This is a genomic window from Rhodococcus sp. Ni2 (assembly GCF_021352185.1).
Classification (GTDB): domain Bacteria; phylum Actinomycetota; class Actinomycetes; order Mycobacteriales; family Mycobacteriaceae; genus Rhodococcus_F; species Rhodococcus_F qingshengii.
In genome coordinates, this window is sequence record NZ_WOXZ01000002.1 from 1,244,595 (window position 1) to 1,267,059 (window position 22,465).

At 61.7% G+C, this 22,465-nt stretch carries 24 protein-coding genes and 4 tRNA genes; 27 read left to right on the forward strand and 1 reads right to left on the reverse strand.

The features are described from left to right. Window positions 1-70: 70 nt before the first annotated feature. A complete protein-coding gene (locus tag GN300_RS19455) occupies window positions 71-1,120 on the forward strand; it encodes a polyprenyl synthetase family protein (RefSeq protein WP_037129929.1) in 1,050 nt (349 codons plus the stop codon). 152 nt (window positions 1,121-1,272) lie between these two features. Further along, a complete protein-coding gene (htpX, locus tag GN300_RS19460; RefSeq protein ID WP_007728460.1) occupies window positions 1,273-2,136 on the forward strand; it encodes a zinc metalloprotease HtpX in 864 nt (287 codons plus the stop codon). Window positions 2,137-2,207: 71 nt separating this feature from the next. Here htpX and GN300_RS19465 read toward each other — a convergent pair whose 3' ends face one another. Next, window positions 2,208-2,699, reverse strand: coding sequence for a YajQ family cyclic di-GMP-binding protein (locus GN300_RS19465; RefSeq protein WP_003941854.1), 492 nt, complete (start codon window positions 2,697-2,699; stop codon window positions 2,208-2,210). Between the two features lie 224 nt (window positions 2,700-2,923). Between GN300_RS19465 and GN300_RS19470 the strand changes: the two genes are divergently transcribed. The 25 genes from GN300_RS19470 to GN300_RS19590 all read left to right on the forward strand — a co-directional run bounded on the left by GN300_RS19470 (window position 2,924) and on the right by GN300_RS19590 (window position 22,107). Next, a tRNA-Tyr gene (locus GN300_RS19470) sits at window positions 2,924-3,006 on the forward strand. 330 nt (window positions 3,007-3,336) lie between these two features. After that, window positions 3,337-3,409 (forward strand) — tRNA-Thr (locus GN300_RS19475). Between the two features lie 45 nt (window positions 3,410-3,454). After that, window positions 3,455-3,527 (forward strand) — tRNA-Met (locus GN300_RS19480). A gap of 61 nt (window positions 3,528-3,588) precedes the next feature. Further along, window positions 3,589-3,756 carry a 50S ribosomal protein L33 gene (rpmG, locus tag GN300_RS19485; protein ID WP_003941903.1) on the forward strand — a complete coding sequence of 56 codons (168 nt, stop codon included), beginning with the start codon at window positions 3,589-3,591 and terminating at the stop codon, window positions 3,754-3,756. 86 nt (window positions 3,757-3,842) lie between these two features. Then, window positions 3,843-4,397, forward strand: a complete 555-nt coding sequence (gene hadA / locus GN300_RS19490; RefSeq protein ID WP_019744315.1) for a (3R)-hydroxyacyl-ACP dehydratase subunit HadA — start codon at window positions 3,843-3,845, stop codon at window positions 4,395-4,397. Continuing rightward, window positions 4,384-4,809, forward strand: a complete 426-nt coding sequence (gene hadB / locus GN300_RS19495) for a (3R)-hydroxyacyl-ACP dehydratase subunit HadB (RefSeq protein ID WP_003941909.1) — start codon at window positions 4,384-4,386, stop codon at window positions 4,807-4,809. The genes hadA and hadB overlap by 14 nt, the downstream gene beginning before the upstream one ends. 173 nt (window positions 4,810-4,982) lie before the next feature. Next, a tRNA-Trp gene (locus GN300_RS19500) sits at window positions 4,983-5,055 on the forward strand. A 31-nt stretch (window positions 5,056-5,086) separates the two neighbouring features. Then, window positions 5,087-5,590 (forward strand): preprotein translocase subunit SecE, encoded by a 504-nt coding sequence (gene secE, locus GN300_RS19505; protein ID WP_003942030.1) that lies wholly within the window; start codon window positions 5,087-5,089, stop codon window positions 5,588-5,590. A gap of 84 nt (window positions 5,591-5,674) precedes the next feature. Next, window positions 5,675-6,511, forward strand: a complete 837-nt coding sequence (gene nusG / locus GN300_RS19510; RefSeq protein WP_003942049.1) for a transcription termination/antitermination protein NusG — start codon at window positions 5,675-5,677, stop codon at window positions 6,509-6,511. Between the two features lie 66 nt (window positions 6,512-6,577). Then, window positions 6,578-7,012: a 50S ribosomal protein L11 gene (gene rplK / locus GN300_RS19515; RefSeq protein ID WP_003941896.1), complete on the forward strand. Its 435-nt coding sequence runs from the start codon at window positions 6,578-6,580 to the stop codon at window positions 7,010-7,012. A 109-nt stretch (window positions 7,013-7,121) separates the two neighbouring features. Continuing rightward, the gene (gene rplA / locus GN300_RS19520) at window positions 7,122-7,841 is read left to right on the forward strand and encodes a 50S ribosomal protein L1 (RefSeq protein WP_063314755.1); all 720 of its coding nucleotides are present in this window, start codon (window positions 7,122-7,124) and stop codon (window positions 7,839-7,841) included. A 134-nt stretch (window positions 7,842-7,975) separates the two neighbouring features. After that, the gene (locus tag GN300_RS19525; protein ID WP_063314754.1) at window positions 7,976-8,668 is read left to right on the forward strand and encodes a hypothetical protein; all 693 of its coding nucleotides are present in this window, start codon (window positions 7,976-7,978) and stop codon (window positions 8,666-8,668) included. Between the two features lie 419 nt (window positions 8,669-9,087). Then, on the forward strand, window positions 9,088-9,672 hold the full coding sequence (gene rplJ, locus GN300_RS19530) for a 50S ribosomal protein L10 (RefSeq protein ID WP_003942074.1): 585 nt from the start codon (window positions 9,088-9,090) through the stop codon (window positions 9,670-9,672). Window positions 9,673-9,750: 78 nt separating this feature from the next. Further along, window positions 9,751-10,137, forward strand: a complete 387-nt coding sequence (gene rplL / locus GN300_RS19535; RefSeq protein WP_003941857.1) for a 50S ribosomal protein L7/L12 — start codon at window positions 9,751-9,753, stop codon at window positions 10,135-10,137. Between the two features lie 259 nt (window positions 10,138-10,396). Beyond that, a complete protein-coding gene (locus tag GN300_RS19540; RefSeq protein ID WP_206029546.1) occupies window positions 10,397-11,518 on the forward strand; it encodes an ABC transporter ATP-binding protein in 1,122 nt (373 codons plus the stop codon). Between the two features lie 9 nt (window positions 11,519-11,527). Further along, the gene (locus GN300_RS19545) at window positions 11,528-12,322 is read left to right on the forward strand and encodes an ABC transporter permease (protein ID WP_003942038.1); all 795 of its coding nucleotides are present in this window, start codon (window positions 11,528-11,530) and stop codon (window positions 12,320-12,322) included. 5 nt (window positions 12,323-12,327) lie between these two features. Further along, a complete protein-coding gene (locus GN300_RS19550; RefSeq protein ID WP_003941894.1) occupies window positions 12,328-13,188 on the forward strand; it encodes an ABC transporter permease in 861 nt (286 codons plus the stop codon). Continuing rightward, complete coding sequence (locus GN300_RS19555) at window positions 13,185-14,546, forward strand: MCE family protein (RefSeq protein ID WP_003942007.1); 1,362 nt, start codon at window positions 13,185-13,187, stop codon at window positions 14,544-14,546. The genes GN300_RS19550 and GN300_RS19555 overlap by 4 nt, the downstream gene beginning before the upstream one ends. Next, window positions 14,543-15,622, forward strand: a complete 1,080-nt coding sequence (locus GN300_RS19560) for an MCE family protein (protein ID WP_003941932.1) — start codon at window positions 14,543-14,545, stop codon at window positions 15,620-15,622. The genes GN300_RS19555 and GN300_RS19560 overlap by 4 nt, the downstream gene beginning before the upstream one ends. Then, complete coding sequence (locus GN300_RS19565) at window positions 15,619-16,614, forward strand: MCE family protein (RefSeq protein ID WP_003942053.1); 996 nt, start codon at window positions 15,619-15,621, stop codon at window positions 16,612-16,614. The genes GN300_RS19560 and GN300_RS19565 overlap by 4 nt, the downstream gene beginning before the upstream one ends. Next, complete coding sequence (locus tag GN300_RS19570; RefSeq protein ID WP_003941941.1) at window positions 16,614-17,867, forward strand: MCE family protein; 1,254 nt, start codon at window positions 16,614-16,616, stop codon at window positions 17,865-17,867. Before GN300_RS19565 ends, GN300_RS19570 begins: the two co-directional genes overlap by 1 nt. Further along, window positions 17,864-19,141 carry an MCE family protein gene (locus tag GN300_RS19575; RefSeq protein ID WP_003941859.1) on the forward strand — a complete coding sequence of 426 codons (1,278 nt, stop codon included), beginning with the start codon at window positions 17,864-17,866 and terminating at the stop codon, window positions 19,139-19,141. Before GN300_RS19570 ends, GN300_RS19575 begins: the two co-directional genes overlap by 4 nt. After that, the gene (locus GN300_RS19580; RefSeq protein WP_003942085.1) at window positions 19,138-20,385 is read left to right on the forward strand and encodes an MCE family protein; all 1,248 of its coding nucleotides are present in this window, start codon (window positions 19,138-19,140) and stop codon (window positions 20,383-20,385) included. The genes GN300_RS19575 and GN300_RS19580 overlap by 4 nt, the downstream gene beginning before the upstream one ends. Window positions 20,386-20,484: 99 nt before the next feature. Next, window positions 20,485-21,213, forward strand: coding sequence for a hypothetical protein (locus tag GN300_RS19585; protein WP_063314752.1), 729 nt, complete (start codon window positions 20,485-20,487; stop codon window positions 21,211-21,213). Between the two features lie 45 nt (window positions 21,214-21,258). Beyond that, complete coding sequence (locus GN300_RS19590; protein ID WP_063314751.1) at window positions 21,259-22,107, forward strand: hypothetical protein; 849 nt, start codon at window positions 21,259-21,261, stop codon at window positions 22,105-22,107. Window positions 22,108-22,465: the final 358 nt, after the last annotated feature.

Genomic DNA, 22,465 nt, shown 5'->3' on the forward strand with positions numbered 1-22,465 from the left:
GGCGAGGCCGTCCCGAGTGCGAACCGCTAGGTTCACTACCGTGGGAACCGAGCCGTCACTGACGACAGGAATGGGTACTGACATCGTGAGCACCGAAAAGACTGCTGCCGACGCAACCGCATCGAGCACCGTCGTTGCAGGCATCGACCTGGGCGACGAACAGCTCGCCGCAGTAGTGCGTGGTGGACTCTCCGATGTCGAGGAGTTGTTGGTCAGCGAGCTGTCCGACGGAGAAGACTTCCTCACCGAGGCTGCGCTGCATCTCGCGCGAGCTGGTGGAAAGCGCTTCCGTCCGTTGTTCACGATCCTGACCGCGCAACTCGGACCGGTGCCGAACGATCCGTCGATCATCACCGCAGCGACTGTCACCGAACTCGTTCACCTGGCGACGCTCTATCACGACGACGTCATGGACGAGGCGTCCATGCGGCGCGGAGCACCCAGCGCCAACGCCCGCTGGGGAAACAGTGTGGCGATCCTGGCCGGCGACTATCTGTTCGCGCACGCATCACGCCTGGTGTCGACGCTCGGACCCGAGGCCGTTCGGATCATCGCCGAAACATTCGCCGAACTGGTCACCGGCCAGATGCGCGAGACGATCGGTGTCAAGAAGGAGCAGGATCCGGTCGAGCACTACCTCAAGGTCGTGTGGGAGAAGACCGGTTCGCTGATCGCTGCTTCGGGACGCTTCGGCGGCACCTTCTCCGGCGCCGACGCAGCTCACATCGAGCGCCTCGAGCGCCTGGGTGACGCCGTCGGCACCGCGTTCCAGATCTCCGACGACATCATCGACATCTCGTCCGTATCGGCGCAGTCCGGCAAGACTCCGGGCACCGACCTGCGCGAGGGTGTCCACACCCTGCCCGTCCTGTACGCGTTCCGCGAAGAAGGGGCCGACGCAGATCGCCTGCGGGAGCTGCTCGCGGGCCCGGTTACCGAAGATGCCCTGGTAGAAGAAGCTCTCGAACTGCTCGAGCGTTCGCCGGGCATGGTCAAGGCGAAGGCAAAGCTGGGCGAGTATGCCGTCGCGGCGAAAGCTCAGTTGGCTGAGCTCCCGCAGGGACCGGCCAACGAAGCGCTCGTGCGTCTCGTCGATTACACGATCGAACGAGTCGGCTGACACCTCGGCGAATCGGGCTACCGGGTGGAAACCCCGACAGGCACTGGGTGGGAACCCTGATGACCCTGTCCTTCGTTGACTGAACAGAACCGGTGCATACACCGGGGAGTTCAGGTGAGCCTTCGGCTCCAGCGAGGCAAGAGGTGAGCGGTTTGCACGGCTACGCGAACGGTGCGAAGACATTCGGCTTGTTGGTGGGGATGTCGGCGCTGATCGTCTTCATCGGCTCGCTGTTCAACAGCCCGTTCCTTCTGTGGGGATCCGTTCTGTTTGCCGTCGGCATGAATGCCTACGTGTACTTCAACAGCGACAAGCTGGCGCTTCGATCGATGCGCGCCCAGCCCATCACCGAGGTCGAGGCACCGGCGATCTACCGGATCGTGCGCGAACTCGCCACGACGGCGCACCAACCGATGCCCAGGCTGTACGTCAGCCCCACGAACGCCCCGAACGCGTTTGCCACCGGTCGTAGCCCTCGGCATGCCGCGGTGTGCGTGACCAGCGGCATCATGCAGATCCTGAACGAACGCGAACTGCGTGCCGTGCTCGGGCACGAACTCTCCCACGTCTACAACCGGGACATTTTGATCTCGTCCGTGGCCGGCGCGATGGCCAGCGTCATCTCTGGCCTGGCCAACTTCGCGATGTACGCGAGCATCTTCGGCGGCCGAGGGAACGGGCAGGGAAGCAATCCGATCGCGCTGCTGCTCGTCTCCCTGCTGGGACCGATCGCGGCAACCGTGGTCAAGCTGGCCGTCTCGCGCTCTCGCGAGTACCAGGCGGATCAATCGGGAGCCGAGCTCACCGGTGACCCGCTGGCGTTGGCGTCGGCGCTGCGCAAGCTCGAGTCGGGCGTCGCAGCCGCGCCGTTGCCGCCTGAGCCCAAGCTCGCGGCGCAGTCCCACCTGATGATCGCCAACCCCTTCAGAGCGGGGGACAAGGTCAGCAAGCTGTTCTCGACGCATCCGCCCATGGCGGACCGGATCGAGCGTTTGGAGAAGATGGCGGGGATGTAGGGGCCTTCGGCCCCTGTGAGCCTTTCTGGTCGTCGGAACTACCAAAAAGGCGCACAGGGGCGCAGCCCCTACTACCGGTAGTTCACGAACTGCAGGGCGATCCCGAAGTCCTCACCCTTGAGCAGGGAGATGACGCCCTGGAGGTCGTCGCGCTTCTTGCTGCTCACACGAAGTTCCTCACCCTGGATCTGCGCCTTGACGCCCTTGGGGCCCTCGTCGCGAATCTTCTTGGTGATCTTCTTCGCGTTCTCGCTGCTGATGCCCTGGACCAAGGTTCCGGACAGCTTGTAGATCTTTCCGGACTGCGCCGGCTCGCCGGCATCGAATGCCTTCAGTGAGATGTCACGACGGATCAACTTCTCCTTGAACACATCGAGGGCGGCCAGCAGTCGCTCCTCGGTGTCGGCGTTCAACGTGATCGTCTCTTCACCAGACCACTCGATCGACGCTCCCGTGTTTCGGAAGTCGAAACGCGTGGTCAACTCCTTGGCAGCCTGATGCAGGGCGTTGTCCACCTCTTGACGGTCAACCTTGCTCACCACGTCGAAGGACGAATCAGCCACTTCACACTCCCGCTTTCCGGTAGTTCACGAACATCGAGTTCCGCCCACCTTCCATACCGGTGGACACCTCGACGTTATCGGGTCGGCACCGCCCGTTACCACCCGGTTTGCAAAATGGGGGTGTGTTCGTTGTATTCTTCTCACCGCACCGAGGAAGCCGTTTTCGGCCGCCGCACGTCGCGATATACTTGCGAATGCGCCGGATCGAAGCCTGGTGCAAGCACGGCAGATTGCCCGAGCGGCCAATGGGAGCGGACTGTAAATCCGTCGGCTTATGCCTACGTAGGTTCGAATCCTACATCTGCCACACCAAGTCAGCCCCGATTCTCTTCGCGAGAGTCGGGGCTGACTTTTTTGTGCGTGTACCGAGGTCGAGCGCGCGTTGGCGACGCAGCCGCCGGCTTCGGCTCAGGGGTGTCGGGGGCCCAGGGGCCTCGGGATGGGCACCGGGGGATGGTTTCAGGGGGAGTGCAGGGTCGAGCTGGTTCCCGCAAAGCCCTCGCCAGCGGCCCCGATCGGTGCAACAATGGGCTCCGGCACCATTTTTGCCCCGATGACCAGCGGATTTGGTGCTGGCGCTCGTTCGTGTGTAATCTTTCGGAGGCTTCAAGAGAGCGGCAACGCACTCCTGAGCCACGCCCCCTTAGCTCAGTCGGTAGAGCGTTTCCATGGTAAGGAAAAGGTCAACGGTTCGATTCCGTTAGGGGGCTCGCTGGATTGTGGTGCCGTGCTTTCCGCGCGACACTCGACACCGAGGCGGTGTAGCTCAGTTGGTAGAGCAAACGACTCATAATCGTTGCGTCGCCGGTTCAAGTCCGGTCACCGCTACACAATATGCATGATCCACCCTGATTGCTCGTAATCAGATACACCCGAAAGAAGGCATCCCGTGGCCTCCTCGACCGACGTTCGGCCCAAGATCACCTTGGCCTGCGAGGTATGCAAGCACCGCAACTACATCACCAAGAAGAATCGGCGCAACGACCCCGATCGCCTGGAGCTCAAGAAGTTCTGCCCCAACTGCGGAACCCACCAGTCGCATCGCGAGTCGAAGTAGTAAGTCCTTAACAGGACGACGATTTTCGCGGAAGACCCTCTCTGGGCCTGCGTCTTCGGGTCCTAGCTAGAAGAGAGTCTCACCGCGTGACAGATTTGCAAGAGAACCAGGCAGCGGCCGAGGTCCCTACGGACCCGGCCGCTCATGCCGTCCAGATGGTCGGTCACCACTATCGTGTCGAAGACTTCTACGAGGTCGGACGCGAGAAGGTGCGCGAGTTCGCTCGCGCCGTCCAGGACGCCCATCCCGCGCACTACGACGAGTCGGCAGCCAAGGGCCTCGGATACGACGGCCTGATCGCTCCCATCACGTTCGTCGCCATCGTGGGTGCCATTGCTCAGCGGCGTCTGTTCGAAGAGATCGTCACAGGCTACGACCTGAGTCAGATTCTTCAGACCGATCAGCGCTTGGTGCTGCACAAGCCCATGCAGGTCGGTGACCGACTCTTCTGCGACGTCTTCCTGGATTCGTTCAGGCAGGCCGCAGGTAGCGACATCATCGTGACCAAGAACATCATCACCGATCAGAACGACGAAGCAGTTGTCACCACGTGGACGACGCTTGTTGCTCGAACGGGTGGGGAAGTGGACGAGAACATCGCCCACGCAGTCAAGGACGTGATGATGCATGTCGCTTCGTAAATTTTCCGACGTGAGTGTCGGCGAACTTCTCCCCGAGAAGTCCGTCACCCTGACGCGTGGAAACCTCGCCAACTACGCGGGTGTTTCGGGAGATCCCAATCCGATTCACTTCAGTGACGAGGTCGCACGACTTGCCGGCTTGCCGGACGTCGTCGCGCACGGCATGCTCTCCATGGGCATCGGTGCCGGCTACGTTACCGAATGGCTGGGAGATCCGGGCGCAGTGACCGAGTACAACGTACGGTTCACGAGCCCGGTGATCGTGGCAGCCGACAAGGCTGCCGAGATCGAGTTCACCGCCAAGGTGAAGTCGATCGACGAAGAAAGCAAGACCGCAGTACTGGCAATTGTGGCCAAGTCCGAAGGTAAGAAGATCTTCGGTCGTGCCACTGCCACGGTCCGTCTAGCCTGATCGCAGGGCGGATTGTGTTTGTTCCGGGGCTTTGAAGTACACTGAGATTTCTGGGATTCCTCAGCGCTGCGCGCTGCCCTGAATGTTGCAAGACATTCACCTCGGGTAGCGCGTATGTTGTGTGATCGCAGAACGGTTGATTCAGGCAGGGTCTACCTGTCGAGGTCAACCAAAGGGGCGTAGCTCAACTGGCAGAGCAGCGGTCTCCAAAACCGCAGGTTGCAGGTTCAAGTCCTGTCGCCCCTGCCCCCGGATGCCAGCGACTGAGAGGAACGACGTGAGCGAGGAGCGCGCCAAGCGCGACGCCGACACTTCGGATGCGGAGACTTCACCGTCTGCCGATTCGACCGGTGTCGACGACACTGCAGCTGACGCGACTACGCGTTCCGATCTTTCGTTGGACAAGGACGGTGCCGAGAAGGCTCCCTCCGCATCCAGTGGGGTTTCCAACAAGCCGACCGGCAAGCGCGCTGCACGCGGCGCCTCGGTCAGCGCGTCCACCGTGAAGACTCCGGCCCGGACGGCATCCCGGACATCTTCGGCCAAGCCGACTGCAACGAACCCCGGCAAGAAGCCCAAGGCGAAGAAGGACAACATCTTCAAGCGCCTGCGCAAATTCTTCCGCGAGGTCATCGCAGAACTCCGTAAGGTCATCTGGCCGAACCGCAAGCAGATGATCACCTACACCAGCGTCGTGCTGACGTTCGTGGTCTTCATGGTCGCTTTCATCAGCGGCGTCGATATCGCTGTGATCAAGGGTGTCACCTGGCTGTTCGGCTGATCGCCGTAGCAGTCGGGCGTCTTTGCCTGCGAGCGCGACAAGACCCGACCCGGGTCCGAGTAACGAGAGGAAGCGAGTGCCCCAGTGAGCACCCCCGAGAACGACACGAATGAGGCTTTGGCCGAAGAGCGTGTTTCTGCCGAGGCGGCAGCCGAAGTAGACGTCGTGGTTGCCGAAGGCACCGATGCAGACGTTGCCGAAGGCACTGATGCAGACGCTGCAGCGACCGAGGACGTCATCTCCGACGATGCCGAGAACTCCGACGAGGCCGCTCCCGCCGCCGAGCTCGAGGTCGAGGATCCCGTTGCCGAACTCAAGGCTGCGCTGCGCCGCGCCCCGGGTGACTGGTACGTCATCCACTCGTACGCCGGTTACGAGAACAAGGTCAAGACCAACCTCGAGACTCGCGTTCAGAACCTCGATGTCGGCGACTACATCTTCCAGGTGGAAGTTCCCACCGAAGAGGTCACCGAGATCAAGAACGGCCAGCGCAAGCAGGTCAACCGCAAGGTTCTGCCCGGATACATCCTCGTTCGCATGGAGCTCAACGACGAGTCGTGGGGCGCCGTGCGCAACACGCCTGGTGTCACCGGTTTTGTCGGTGCCACGTCGCGTCCCTCGCCGCTGACCCTCAACGAGGTCGTCAAGTTCCTGCTCCCGCAGCAGGAGCAGAAGAAGCAGCAGGCTGCAGCGGCCGCCGTCGCAGCAGGCGAGGCACCGTCCGAGTCCTTCGGCAAGCCCCTCATCGAGGTCGACTTCGAGGTCGGCGAGTCGGTCACCGTCATGGACGGCCCGTTCGCAACCCTTCCGGCCAGCATCAGCGAGGTCAACGGCGAGCAGCAGAAGCTCAAGGTTCTCGTGTCGATCTTCGGTCGTGAAACCCCGGTTGAGCTCAACTTCAACCAGGTCGCGAAGATCTGACCACCCCAAAACTTGCAATTTGTTCGACGCAAGACACACACCCAAGCTAGAAACTAGGAACTAGAGATGCCCCCAAAGAAGAAGAAGCTCGCCGGGCTCATCAAGCTGCAGATCCAGGCAGGTCAGGCTAACCCTGCACCTCCCGTGGGTCCCGCGCTCGGTCAGCACGGCGTGAACATCATGGAGTTCTGCAAGGCCTACAACGCGGCGACTGAGTCCCAGCGCGGCAACGTTGTGCCGGTCGAGATCTCGGTCTACGAAGACCGGACCTTCGATTTCAAGCTGAAGACCCCTCCCGCCGCCAAGCTGCTCCTCAAGGCAGCTGGCGTCGCCAAGGGCTCCGGCGAACCGCACAAGACCAAGGTTGCCTCGGTGACCATGGATCAGGTGCGCGAAATCGCGAAGACCAAGGCTGAAGACCTCAATGCCAATGACATCGAGCAGGCCGCGAAGATCATCGCCGGCACCGCTCGTTCCATGGGCATCACGGTCCAGGGCTGATAGTCCGCTCCACAGCATTACGTGGGAGGGCCGGCCAGGCCCCGACCACAACTGAACCATTCACCACTGCACAGGTAATTCGCTGCAGTGACAAGTAAGGACAGAACAAATGGCAAAGCGCAGCAAGGCGTACCTCGCCGCCGCTGAGAAGATCGACGCAGACAAGCTCTACAGCCCGCTTCAGGCTGCAAAGCTCGCCAAGGAGACGTCGTCCACCAAGATGGATGCAACCGTTGAGGTTGCAGTTCGTCTGGGCGTCGACCCCCGTAAGGCTGACCAGATGGTCCGCGGAACGGTCAACCTGCCCCACGGCACCGGTAAGACCGCTCGCGTCATCGTGTTCGCTGTTGGCGAGAAGGCATCAGAAGCCGAGGCTGCAGGCGCTGACGTAGTCGGTGCAGAAGACCTGATCGAGCGCATCCAGGGTGGATGGGTCGATTTCGACGCCGCAATCGCGACTCCTGATCAGATGGCCAAGGTCGGCCGCATCGCCCGTGTCCTCGGACCGCGTGGCCTGATGCCGAACCCGAAGACGGGCACCGTCACGGCGGATGTCACCAAGGCTGTCAACGACATCAAGGGCGGAAAGATCAACTTCCGCGTCGACAAGCAGGCCAACCTGCACTTCGTCATCGGCAAGGCATCGTTCGACGATGAGAAGCTGGTGGAGAACTACGGCGCAGCCCTGGACGAGATCCTGCGTGCGAAGCCCTCGTCGGCCAAGGGTCGCTACGTGAAGAAGATCACGGTCTCGACCACCACCGGTCCGGGCATCCCGGTGGATCCGAACCGTACTCGCAACCTCCTCGAGGATGCTGCAGACGCGTAAGCAGTCCGCATACGAACAAGAAGGCCGGCAGGGATCACTCCCTGCCGGCCTTCTTGTCTGTGTCGGGAGGGCCTGCCTCTGCCGGTGGTATCGGTCCAACGGTGGTATCGATCCAACGGTGGCATCATCGGGGTATGCACGAAGCGTTCCAGTTCCTCGGAAACTTTTGGTGGCTGATCTTCGTTTTCGGCGGCACCATCGGTGGGGCGCTGAAGGGTGTCGCGGTTGCCAACGAAAGGCGGATCGAGCGCCGGCAAGAGCGCTTCCGGCTCAAGCAGCAGACCAAGGTCGCCATCGCGCAAGCCAACGCACAACATCACGCCGACGAAGAAACACAGCGCCGAGAGCTGGCCAAGGCAATCGAGCAGCACGATGCGGTCGACGCCCGATGGTTCGCGTACGAGCTCGATCCGGTCACACTGCTCGACACCCCGATGATGACGGACATGCGCGAGCCTTTGACCGCCGATTTTCATCGAGCCAAATATCGTGCCGATCTGCTTCGCCCAGGCAATCCGGAGACGATGATCGGCAACCAGCAGGCACAAACCGAGTACCGCGAGGCGGTGCACGCTTACTCGATCGCCTTCGAAATCGCGGAAGCTGAGGCGAAGCGCCGCCGACGGAGCGGATTCACCCTCGACGAACAAGAACGCCTGGTAAGGGCGCAACGTCTGCTGCGACTGGCCATGGACGAGGGCGCGACGCCACAGGAACGTCAGAGTGCGTACCGGAAGGCCCACAAGGAACTCGATGGATTGCTGGTGTTGCCGGACCGAGCTCGGGCAGCAATCGAACACAAGATCGCCAGGGCTATCGGTGCTTGAAGGAATCGGGTGCGTGACGAACCCGATTTGGTTGTGCAGCGAGCAGTCAGGTAGTCTTCGAGGCGGAGTTCAGTGCTGGATATGAACTTCACCCCAAAATCATGTTCTACCCAAGACCGTTGGTGATTGCACTCAGTGATGGGTGTGGTTGAAAGTCCGGGAGTGCCCGGCGGCCCACGTAGGTGAACGAGGTAGGGGGATAGCTTGATGTAGTGGTTCTACAGATTGCCTGGTTATGCACTGCCTCGCTTTGCATCGTTACGCTGATTCGTAAGCCTCTTCTTCATGTTTCCTCTGTACGCCCCGTGCGCTTGCGCCGGGGCGTTTTGCATGTCGCGGACTGTGTCTTCTCGGGTTCACCCCGATGAGGTGCAGCGGTTCCTGAGTGGGACAACGACTGTCACGAGAGGAGGCGAAGTATGGCAAAGCCTGAGAAGGTTTCCGCAGTTGCGGAAATCACCGAGCAGTTCAAGGGTTCGACCGCCGCTGTGGTCACGGAATACCGTGGCCTTTCGGTTGGCAACATCACGACACTGCGACGCGCTCTCGGAGAAGGTGCCACCTACTCCGTCGCCAAGAACACCCTGGTCAAGCGTGCCGCCGCAGAGGCTGGCATCGAGGGCCTTGATGACCTGTTCGTTGGTCCGACCGCCATTGCATTCATCAAGGGCGAACCGGTCGACGCTGCGAAGGCTCTGAAGAACTTCGCTAAGGACAACAAGGCGCTCATCATCAAGGGCGGCTACATGGACGGCGCTGCGCTGTCCGTGGAAGAGGTCAACAAGATCGCGGATCTCGAATCCCGCGAAATCCTGTTGGCAAAGCTTGCCGGCGCGATGAAGGGCAACTTGGCAAAGGCCGCAGGCCTGTTCAATGCTCCCGCTTCGCAGATGGCCCGTCTGGCCGCTGCCCTGCAGGAGAAGAAGGCTGCAGAAGGCGGAGCCGCAGAGGCCCCCGCAGAGGCTGCCACCGAGGCTCCGGCCGAGGCCGAAGCCGAAAGCTGATCCGCACCCGCGCATCACTGCTATAACCCCGCCCGGTCGCGGATCAGCGACATGGGACTTACAGGAAGGACCGCCACAATGGCGAAGCTCAGCACCGAAGAGTTGTTGGACCAGTTCAAGGAGCTCACCCTCCTCGAGCTCTCGGAGTTCGTTAAGGCATTCGAGGAGACCTTCGAGGTCACCGCTGCTGCTCCCGTCGCCGTCGCCGCTGCAGGCGCACCGGCTGCCGGCGCAGAAGCTGCTGAAGAGCAGGACGAGTTCGACGTCGTCCTCGAGTCGGCTGGCGACAAGAAGATCCAGGTCATCAAGGTCGTCCGTGAGGTCGTTTCCGGCCTCGGCCTGAAGGAAGCCAAGGACCTCGTCGAGAGCGCTCCGAAGGCCATCCTCGAGAAGGTTGCCAAGGACGCCGCAGAGGCTGCCAAGGAAAAGCTCGAAGCTGCCGGCGCAAAGATCGTCATCAAGTAAGACGGTCTTCCCGCTGCTCTTCGCGAGTAGTAACGAAGAGGGCCACTCCCCACGGGGAGTGGCCCTCTTTTTTTGAACTTTTTTCGCGGGTGATATGCCGGAATTCATGCAGGTGGGAGGGGTGTCCGAACTAGGCTGTGATCTGAATTATGCTTCTTCCCTACTCGTTAGTAGTATTCGCAGTCACGGGTACCACTCCCATGCGATAGAGTGACCCAACCCACACGGGTGCATGCATGCAACGGACGTCGCGGAGGTAATGGTGGGAGTCGAGGTAGCGGTACAAGGACTGACAAAGTCTTTCGGGTCGCAGAGGATTTGGCAGGACGTGTCGTTGACACTTCCCGCGGGTGAGGTCAGCGCACTGCTCGGGCCTTCGGGTACCGGTAAGTCGGTGTTCCTGAAGTCCCTGATCGGACTGCTCCGCCCTGAACAAGGCTCCATCGTCATCGACGGCACGGACATCCTGCAGTGCTCCTCCAAGGAGCTCTACGAGATCCGCAAGCTGTTCGGCGTTCTCTTCCAGGACGGCGCACTGTTCGGCTCGATGAACTTGTACGACAACATCGCCTTCCCGCTTCGTGAGCACACCAAGAAGTCGGAATCCGATATCCGCAAGATCGTGATGGAGAAGTTGGACCTCACGGGTCTGGTCGGCGCCGAGGACAAGCTTCCCGGTGAGATCTCCGGCGGTATGCGCAAGCGTGCCGGTCTGGCGCGTGCACTCGTTCTCGATCCCGAGATCATCCTCGTCGACGAGCCCGACTCCGGTCTGGATCCGGTGCGTACGACGTACATCAGCCAAACGCTGATCGACATCAACGCCCAGTCGGACGCGACGATTCTGATCGTCTCGCACAACATCAACCTCGCACGCACGGTGCCGGACAACATCGGCATGCTCTTCCGTCGTCAGTTGGTGATGTTCGGTCCTCGCGAGGTGCTGCTCACCTCGGACGAGCCCGTCGTCAAGCAGTTCCTCAACGGAACGATGATCGGTCCGATCGGTATGTCGGAGGAGAAGGACGAGGCTCAGATGGCGCACGAGCAGGCGCTCGTCGACGCCGGTCACCACGCCGGTGGTGTCGACGACGTCGAGGGCATCGTGCCGCAGATGAAGGCCACCCCCGGAAACCCGGAGCGTCAGGCTGTTCGTCGTCGCCAGGAGCGCGTCCGTCAGATCATGCACACCCTCCCAGCTAACGCACAGGCGGCGATTCAGGACAGCCTCGACGAGGTTGACGGAACTGGGCAGTACGATCCCCAGTACGCCGACGCGAGCGGCTATCAGGGGGAGTGGAACGACAACTCGCAAGACACGCAGGTCATTCCTGCATACGAGGGCGATCCCTACGGAAACACGACACACGGGCAAGGGTAGGCATATCGGATGGGGGTTACCCGCAACTCGGTTCTGAGTCCGGTCAACGGAGCATTAACTCAGGCCGGAAACATCGTCGAACTGTTTGTCGACGTCGTCAGGAATACGTTCCGGCGTCCATTTCAGTTCCGTGAGTTCATCGAGCAGGCCTGGTTCATCGCCAGCGTGACAATTTTGCCGACGGCATTGGTAGCCATCCCTTTCGGCGCCGTCGTCTCACTGCAGACCGGTTCGCTGATCAAGCAGTTGGGTGCAGAATCGTTCACCGGCGCTGCCAGCGTCCTGGCGGTGATCCAGCAGGGTAGCCCCCTGGTGACAGCGTTGCTGGTCGCCGGTGCGGCCGGATCGGCCGTGACGGCCGATCTCGGTTCTCGAACCATCCGTGAAGAGATCGACGCGATGGAAGTCCTCGGAATCAATCCGATTCAGCGCCTGGTGGTTCCGCGTGTACTCGCGATGGTGCTGATCGCTGTTCTGCTCAACGGACTGGTGTCCGTCGTCGGTATCGCGGGTGGTTACTTCTTCAACGTGATCCTGCAGGGCGGTAACCCCGGTGCCTACATCTCGTCGTTCTCAGCTTTTGCGCAGCTACCGGACATTTGGAGCGGTGAGATCAAAGCCGCGGTGTTCGGTGTCATCGCTGGTGTGATCTCCGCGTACAAGGGACTCCACCCGTCCGGTGGCCCGAAGGGCGTCGGTGAGGCGGTGAACCAGGCCGTCGTCATCACGTTCCTGCTGTTGTTCTTCGCCAATCTGATTCTGACGATGGTGTACCTCCAGATCGTGCCGGCGAAGGGATCTTGACCTAAATGACCATCGCACGAGGCCGCGGCGATCAGTTCCTGCTGAAGAGTCGCAAAGTAGCCAGAATTCCAGTGAACGCGTTGGACCGCGCGGGCGAGCAGATGTCGTTCTACGCGCGCGCCATCGCGTGGACCCCGCGCACCCTGCATCGGTACCGGAAGGAGACGCTTCGACTACTCGCCGAAGTGACCTTCGGTAGCGGTGCGCTCGCAGTGATCGGCGGAACCATCGGCGTCATCGCGATGATGTCCGGATTCACGGGTGTCGTCGTCGGCCTCCAGGGCTTCGCCGCTCTGGAGCAGTTGGGTAGCTCGGTCCTGACCGGCTTCCTCTCCGCATACGTCAACACCCGTGAGATCGCTCCGATCGTTGCGGCTCTTGCGCTCTCGGCCACGGTTGGTTGTGGCTTCACCGCCCAACTCGGTGCCATGCGAATCTCCGAAGAGATCGACGCGCTCGAGGTCATGGCAGTTCCGTCGGTGCCGTTCCTGGTCACGACGCGCATGATCGCCGGCTTCGTCGCCGTCATCCCGCTGTACATCGTGGGTCTGCTTGCGGCGTACCTCGCCTCGAGAGTGATCAGCACGGTCTTCAACGGGCAGTCGACGGGTTCCTACGACCACTACTTCAACCTGTTCCTGCCACCGCAGGACGTGCTGTATTCGTTTGCGAAAGTCCTGGTATTCGCCTTCGTGCTGATCCTGATCCACTGCTACTACGGGTTCCATGCCTCAGGTGGTCCCGCAGGTGTCGGCGTGGCCGTCGGCCGCGCTGTTCGCGCCGCAATCGTGACGATCGCCGTTCTCGACTTCTTCCTCAGCCTCGCAATCTGGGGCACCACGACGACAGTGAGGGTGGCCGGATGATCGAGGCTCCGTCAGTCCTGCGCCGCCGTGTGCTCGGACTCGTGTTCTTCGTGGTGTTGGCATTGTTCCTGGCCTTCACCATCGGAACCTTCAACAAGACGTTCAAGGACGTCGTGAAGATCGACCTCGTGACCGACACAGTCGGAAATGCGTTGCCACCCAACGCGGACGTCAAGGTCCGTGGGCTGCTGGTCGGCGAGGTGCGATCCGCGTCGACGAAAGACGGCCAGGTCACCTCGGTCCTCGCGATCGAGCCGGACAAGGCTGATCTCATTCCGTCCAACGTCACGGCGCGTCTGCTTCCGAAGACGCTTTTCGGTGAGCGCTACGTCTCCCTGATCATTCCGGAGGGAACCACCGCGACCCCGATTTCCGCGGGAACGGTGATCCACCAGGACAAGAGCGGCAATGCTGTCGAGGTCGGCGACGTTCTGGACGGACTGCTCCCACTTCTGCAGGCGATTCCGCCGCAGGATCTGGCGAACACTCTCGGTTCTCTCGCGCAGGGTCTGACGGGACGCGGCGCCGAGCTCGGTCTGACGGTCGATCGTCTCGAGGAGATCTTCCGCGGCGTCAATACCGAACTGCCCGCGGTGCAAGAGGATCTGCGCAAGTTCGCGGACTTCTCCCAGACGTACTCGGACGCTGCGCCCGATCTGATCAACGCTCTCGACAATCTGCGGACCACGGGTAACACGGTGGTGCAGAAGCAGGACCAGTTGCGGACACTGCTGGCGTCGCTCACCGTGACATCGTCTGACACCGCAGCCTTCCTCGAAGCGAACTCGTCCTCGATCATCACGCTCGCTGCGGATTCGAAGGAAGCTCTCCAGCTTCTGGCCCAGTACTCCCCGACCTTCGGGTGCACGTTCAAGGGCTTCTCGGACACCGCTCCGGAAGCTGCCAAGATCCTGTCCACCGACGCGCCCAATCCTGGTGTGCGTGCGAGTATTCAGATCGTGAACCCCAAGGGTCGCTACCTGCCCAACCAAGACGAGCCACGGCTCGTCGACAACCGCGGCCCGGTTTGCTACGACAACGTCACCGAGCCCGGTCGTCCGTTCCCGCAGTACCCCGGCGGTTCGTACGGTGACGGTTCCTACCAGGTTCCTTCCCGCAATCCAGGTCCCGCCACCATGGAATTCCTGCCTGCACCCGAGGGCTCCGGACCTCAGTTGTTCTCGACCAACAACAGCGGTCCGGCTCAGCAGGCCGGCTACGCGGGCTCGAAACTCGAAGAGGATACGTTGAAGGTGATCTACGGACAGGCCAACGGTGTTGCGCCGGACGATGTTCCGGCGTGGACCACGATGGTCAGCGCTCCGGCATTCGCAGGTGCGGAGGTGAGCGTCCAATGAGAGGACTCGCAGCTCCGCTGACAAAGCTCATCATCTTCGTTGTGGTGACGGTCCTGGCGACAGGACTGCTGGCAGCCAGTATCGCCAACCTCGGCGGCGGTGGCGGCACCAAGTTCAACGCCGTCTTCTCCGACGTCACTTCGTTGAACGAGGGCGACGAGGTCCGCATTGCCGGTGTTCGTGTCGGCCAGGTCGAGAAGATTGCCATCGTCAACGACAACCAGGCCGAGGTCCAGTTCTCGGTGTCCGACCGTGATTGGTTGCCGGCCAGTTCCATCGCCACCATCCGGTTCCGCAACCTGGTGGGGCAGCGGTACATCTCGCTCTCGCAAGGTGAAGGCAGCCAAGGCAAGAAGATCACCGGCGGCGATACCCTGCCGCTGTCTCAGACGCGCCCGGCAGTCAACCTCACGACACTCTTCAACGGCTTCAAGCCGCTGTTCACCACCCTGAGCGCGGACGACGTCAACAAGCTGTCGTACCAGATCATCCAGGTCTTCCAAGGCGAATCGGGCACCATCAGTGAGCTCGTGCGCAACACCGCGAGCCTGACCAACACCGTCGCGGACAAGGACGCGGTCATCGGCGCGGTGATCAAGAACCTCAACGACGTTCTCGACACCGTCAACGCGAACGACAAGAACCTTGATTCACTGATCGTCAACACCCAGCAACTCGTCACCGGGTTGGCCAACGAGCGTGGGGTGGTCGGTTCGGCCGTCACCTCACTCGCAGGTCTGACCGACGCGACGGCAGACTTGCTCGAGCCGACGCGGCCGTCGATTCAGGGCTCGATCACGGCGCTCAACACACTGGCGACCACACTCAATCGTCGGAGTGACGACGTCAACGCGGTGCTCGAGACCTTGCCGGTCAAGCTCGAGAAGCTCGCACGCGTAGCGAGCTACGGTTCCTGGTTCCAGTTCTATCTGTGCGGAATCGACATCGTTGCCGGTCCAGGACAGTCTGCGTCGCTGAATCTGCCCACCGGCCTGCCGACGGTCAATCAGCCGATTTACACCAACGCGGCCACGCGATGCACTCAAGACGGTATGAGGGAGTTGCAAGGTCGATGAGTAAACGTCGCAGTCCGGCAATGGCCGGAGCCATCGGTATCTTCGTGGTGCTGCTGGCCACTTTGTCCGCGTTCTTCCTCGATTCGCTTCCGTTCGTGGGAGCAGGCTCGTCCTACTCCGCCGAGTTCTCCGAAGCCGCGGGTCTCAAGCCTGGTAACGAGGTTCGTATCGCCGGCGTGAAGGTCGGCAAGGTCACTTCCGTCGATCTCGACGGTGACCGTGTTCTCGTCGACTTCAAGGTCAGTGACGCGTGGGTGGGAGATCAAACCTCTGCGTCCATTCAGATCAAGACCATTCTGGGACAGAAGTACCTCGCACTAGATCCGCGCGGAACCGACAACCTCGATCCCAAGGATCGGATTCCGCTCGAGCGCACCACCTCTCCGTACGACGTCGTTCAGGCCTTCTCGGCCGCGGCGGACACCGTCGGCGACATCGACACCGACCAGTTGGCGAAGAGCATGGAGACGTTGTCCCAGGCATTCTCCGAGACGCCTGGCGATGTCCGCGCTTCGCTCGACGGTGTCAGTCGGCTGTCGCAGACGATCGCGAGCCGCGATCAGGACTTGCAGAAGCTCTTCGCCGCCACCGGGAAGACGTCGCAGATTCTTGCTGACCGCAACAAGGAATTCACCCAGCTGATCCGAGACGGTGGACTACTGGTGCAGGAGCTCAACAATCGCCAGCAAGCGATTTCGCAGCTGCTCACCGGAACTCAGCGCGTCTCTCAGCAGCTCACCGGTCTCGTTCGTGACAACGAGGCGGCAATCGGGCCGGCGCTGACGCAGCTCAACGGCGTCATCGACATCCTGAAGGCAAACAACGAGAACCTGGACAAGGCACTGAAGCTCTACGAACCCTTCATTCGCTTGTATGCCAACGTGGTCGGCAACGGCCGTTGGTTCGACCAGGTCGTCGTGAACCTCCTTCCGCCGGGTCTGCCGGACATTCCGGGCTACCGTGACCCCGTTCGTACGTTGGGAGGCAACTGATGGCTGATACTGCCGAAGCCGGAAGCGGCTCCAAGAAGCGCTCGGTCGCGATCATCGCCGCTGTTCTGATCGGGTTACTCGTAATCGGTGGCGCGCTGTGGTGGGTGTTCACTCGCGCCGGTACCACCAAGATCACCGCCTACTTCGACAAGTCGGTGGGTATCTACGACGGTTCCGACGTTCGTGTCCTCGGTGTCAAGGTCGGCACCGTCGAATCCGTCGAACCCCAGGGAGATCAGGTCAAGGTCGAGCTGCGTGTCGATCGTGGGATCGACATTCCCGCGGGTGCCAGTGCCGCTCAGATCACGCCGTCGGTGGTTGCCGACCGCTACATCCAGCTGACACCGGTCTTCACCGGCGGCGACAAGATGGCCAGCGGTGCAGTAATTCCGATCGAGAAGACGGCGACGCCTGTCGAGGTCGACCAGTTGTACTCCAGCATCGACGAACTCGCGTCGGCTCTCGGTCCTGAAGGTGCCAACAAGAACGGAGCACTGTCCGATTTCGTCGAGACAGGTGCGGCCAACCTCGAGGGCAACGGTGAAGCGTTGGGAGACAGCATCACCAACCTCTCGGATGCCGCACGGACGCTCAACGATTCGCGTGACAACATCTCGCTCACCATCAAGAACCTGGATACTTTTGTGGGCGCTCTCGCGGCCAACGATCAGCAGGTGCGCCAGTTCAACACGCAGTTGTCGGACCTGACCGGATTCTTGGCAGGTGAGCGCGACGATCTCGGTGCCGCTCTGAACCAGCTCTCGATTGCTCTCGGCGACGTCGCGAAGTTCGTGGCAGACAACCGCGATCAGTTGGTCCAGACAACCGAAGGTCTCGTCGAACCGACACAGACATTGGCGAACAACAAGGAAGCCCTGGCCAACACGCTCACCATGCTTCCGTTGGCGATCTCCAACTTGGTCAACTCGTACGACGCCGAATCAGGTGTGCTGGCTTCACGTCTGGCGTTCCCTGATCTTCAGAACCCGGCCGGCGTGCTCTGCAAGTTGATGGACCTCGGCAAGCTGTTGCCCGGTGATCCTCGGTTCGAGGCGTTGGGAAGGCAGATGCAACCGGCCATCGACCAGTGCGCAAACGTCGCGGCGATGACCGACGCAGCCAATCAGGCTGCAGGCCTGAACCTTCCCTTCGGCATCCTTGCCGGTTCCGAACGACAGATGCAGGTAGTTCCGGGCACTGTGCCCGGCGTCGTGTCACCGCGACTGACCAGTGGAAACGGGGAGGGCGAGTGAAGCGTTCGTTGATAGTCGGCGCCGGATTGTGCGCCGTCCTGATCTCGGCAACAGCCTGCTCGTCCGAGGGGATCTACGCGGTTCCGCTTCCCGGCGGTCCTGACGTGGGTTCCGATCCGATGCACTTGACCATTCAGTTCGACGATGTCTTGGACCTTGTTCCGCAGTCCGCTGTGAAGGTCGACGGTGTTCCGGTCGGTCGAGTCGACGACGTGTCGGTCGGACCGGACGGATGGACCGCGGACGTCGGCATCATCCTCGACTCGTCGGTTGATCTGCCCGCCAACGCAATTGCCGCGGTCGAGCAGACCAACCTGCTCGGCGAGAAATTCATCCAGTTGTCGGCCCCGCCGTCCGGACCGGACTCTGCGAAGCTGGCCGACGGTGACCTCATTCCGCTCGATCGCACTCGCCACGCCACGGAGATCGAGCAGGTTCTCGGCGCATTGTCGCTGCTGCTCAACGGCGGCGGTGTGGGCCAGTTGCAGCCCATCGTCGAAGAACTCGGTGCCGCGTTCGACGGTCGCGAAGGCAAGACGAGAAGTCTTCTGGAGCAGGCGAACACACTCATCGGTGGACTCAACGAGCAGCGTGACGACATCACACGCGCGCTCGACGGCCTGGATGTGCTCTCGACTCGCGTCAACGATCAGAACGAGAAGATCGGGAAGATTCTCGAGGAACTCCCCGTTGCGACACAGGTTCTCAACGAGCAGCGTCCGCAGCTGACGCAGATGCTCGCTCAGGTGGATCGACTCGGAACAGTGGGAACCGACGTCCTCACACAGTCCAAGGACGATCTGATCGCTGATCTTCAGGCTCTGCGTCCGACGCTGCAGGCGCTCGCAGACTCCGGTGACGACTTCGTGGGGGCACTTCCGTTCCTTCCGACGTTCCCGTTCCCGGACGGTGTCGAGAAGATTGCACAGGGTGGTTCCGTCAACCTCTTCCTGAGTGTCGACCTGCAGATCGGCAATACACTCTCGGGTCTCGGTGTCGGGCAGGGAGAACCGGAATACCGCCAGCCCAAGTTCGGCAATCCCAAGCCGGTGGTCGACCCCTCCAACCCGTACTACAACGGCAACGGACCGCGACCGGGCTGGCCGACAGTGTCACTGCTGCCGATCGCTCCGATCCTGCCGCAGGTTCCCGTTGTCGCCGGCCTTCCCGCCACAACAGCGGGTGACCCGGCAACGCCGGCGCCCGCGGCGAACCCACTCAACCCCATCCAGGGAATGCTGGAACAGTTCGGAATCGGCGGTGATGGACAGTGAGATCAGCTCTGGTCAGATGGCAGCTCGTCGGCTTTGTCGTGGTTGCGCTCCTGGGTCTCATCTACGTCGGCGCCAAGTACGTGCGCCTGGACAACCTCATGGGGTTCGGTCAGTACACGGTCAAGACCGAATTGGCCACGTCCGGTGGAATTTTCACCAACGCCGAGGTGACGTATCGCGGCGTGCCGGTCGGGCGAGTGGGCGACATGTCGTTGACCGAGGACGGAATTCAGGTCGACCTGAAGATCGACAACAGTGCTCCGGAGATTCCCGCGTCGGCCCGTGCCGTCGTGGCCAACCGCTCCGCCATCGGTGAGCAGTACGTCGACCTTCAGCCCGATACCGACCAGGGACCGTTTCTCGAGGACGGCTCGGTGATCGCGGTGGGGGACACCACAACTCCGATCCCGATCGAGGATGTGCTGACCAGTGCCAACGGCTTGGTCAAGTCCGTGCCCGTCGACGCGCTCCACACCGTCGCCGTCGAACTCGGTGCAGCGTTCAACGGCAAGGGCGAGGACATTCAGGTCCTGGCCGATTCGCTGTCCGGTCTCTCGCAGTCCGGGCTCGACACTCTGCCTCAGACGCTCGCGCTGATTCGGAACAGTGAGACGGTACTGACGACGCAGTCGGATCAGTCCTCCGCGATCAAGCAGTTCAGTACCGATCTCGATGCTGTCACGGCGCAGTTGAGGACCAGCGATCCGGACATCCGTCGCTTGATCGACAACGGCATCCCGGCCAGCGATCAGATCGGTGCCCTCATCAACGAGGCGGGCCCGAGCCTGACGACTGACCTGACCAATCTTGCCGCGACCACCAAGACGCTTGCACCCCGAACGATCGCGCTGCAGCCGTTCCTGATCTTCCTTCCCGGCCTGGCCGCTGCCGCACCGACGGTTGCTCCCGGCGACGGAACGGTCCATCAGGGCTTGGTGCTCGAGACCAACAATCCGCTCTCGTGCACGGTGGGTTACGAAGGCACCATGGCGATCCTGGACGAGATGAAGCGTCAGAATCCCAACTTCGACGACACCCAGCAGGATTTCCCGCTCAACACCGCGGCCTCGTGTGAGACGCCGCTGGGCAGCGAGACGGGCGTCCGCAGTGCCAACCGCGTGGTGTACGCCGATCCCGACACGATCCAGCCTTGGGACTTCAAGCCGAAGGTCGATCCGGACAAGTTGAACCTCAACCCGATCGCGACGCAGTTGGCGCCGTTGCTCGGAGTGACACCGAAGTAGACCGATCCGAATGTGGTCGAGTTTGTGCAGTTCAGGCTACTGAGTTGTGGCAGTTGACGATTCGCGGCCAGAGGCTGGGCAAAACAGGTAAGTAGGGTAGTGAGTGTGATTCAGAGAAACAGTTCCCCGCAGTCCGGCGGGCCCGAGCAAGTCGAATCGGGAGCGCCGACAACCGGTAGACCGAAGGGGCTGACAGCGTCTCTGATTGCGGTCGGTGTCCTGCTTCTGGCGGCCGTGGTTGTGCTCGGTGTGTTCGGCGTCCCGTACGTTCGGGCGCTCACCACCGACCGCACCACCGCCGAGATGCGTGACGACGCGCTTATCGGTGCGCAGCAAGTCGCGATCAACCTCAACAACGCGGATTCGGCCAATCTCGACCAGTCGATCGAGAACATGCGTTCTTCGGTGACCGGTGACGAGATGACGACGTATCTGCAGACCGTTCAGGATTCCATCACCGACGAGTTGCGTAACTCGGGCTCGAAGGCTGACACCGAAGTCGTTCAGTCCGCGCTGACCGAGCTCAATACCGATGACCGGACCGCCACGGCACTGGTCGTCGTTCGAGTCACCACGACCCAGGGCAACCAGTTCGTCAAGAATCAGCTCGGCATGCGGCTGGGCATGGTCGAGATCGACGGGGTCTGGAAGGCTCAGTCGGCTGATCCGATCGGATCGCGACTCGATCTCGGCTCCGGCACCCTGCCGGCCACCGACGGCTCCACGCCTGCACCTGATGCAACGCCTGCCCCTGGTTCGGGGACCGAGGCACCTGCGTCCGGTACTCCTGCACCGACAACCGAGGGTGGTGATTCCGGTGGCCAGTAGTTCGTCGAACCTGCACACCGACATCCCTCGAAGGAGAAGCGCGTAATGCCACCCAAACGTCGTACCGGCGGACCGTCCTCCGCGCAGAACCGTCGGCCGAAGATCGCCGGAAGCGCTCGCTCGCTCAACGTCCCCGCGGGGACGTCCGATTCGGATCCGGTCGAGCCCACGATCGAACAGCCGGAAGAAGAAACACAGGAGGCTGTGAAGCCGGAGGTTGCGAAGCCGACGCTCACGAAGGCAGAGTCCGGCGACATCGAGCCGCCGAAGACGGAAACCGACGCTCCGGAATCCACACCAGGCCCCGATCTGACCAAACCGGCGAAAACCGTCGCAGACGAGCCCAAGGCCCCTGCTACCTCGGAGACGGGCGCGGGGGAGTCGGCGACAACACCTACACAATCCAAGGCCGGTTGGCGCCTGGTCGCGATCCTGGGGGCCGCAGCGGTCATCGTCGCGATCCTCGCCGGCATCGCCTTCTTCAAAGTCGGCGCGAAGACGGACGACATCGCCTGGGTGGACGAAGGCGCCACGGCTGAGGTTCTTCGTGTGACGCCGTCGGCGTTGGCTGCAGTCTTCACGTTCTCTCCCGACACGTTCGACGCCGATTTCGACAAGGGTGTCCAGGGCCTGAACCAGTCGATGCGCGATCAGCTGACGCAGTACAAGGACACGCAGAAGGCCGGCGTCGAACAAACCCAGACGGCAACGACCGCTGATGTCCCGCTGATCGGGATCACACGGCTCGAGAAGGACCGAGCACAGTTGCTCGCCCAACTGAACGTCAGCTCGACGCAGAACGGCGTGGCGGCAGACTCTCGCTCCGGAATGGTCATCGTGAGTCTGGAGAAGCAGGACGGAAACTGGCTGATCTCGGAGATCCGCGACCAGTAGCTCGGAGATTCGCGACCAGTAGCACCCTGCGCACCAGCGCGAAGATCTGGATCGACGCACGATGTCGGTCCAGATTTTTCGTATGTGACGCCGCTGCTGGCTACACTCCCGGTGGCAGTGTTCGAATGCGCGTCACGAATGTTCGAATGCTGCGACACGCGCTCTCGCCCTTGACGGAGCGGTCCGCAAGGTCCACTCTGATCGGTGAACATGCACGGACGAGTGATCGGCAGTCTCACGTCAGTATCTGAATTCGACCCTCAGTTACACCCGACTCGACATTTCCAGAGTAAGGGTGTACTTTTGGACGTTGCGCTGGCTGCCTCCTGTCCACCCCTCGTCTCAACCGCTGCGAAGT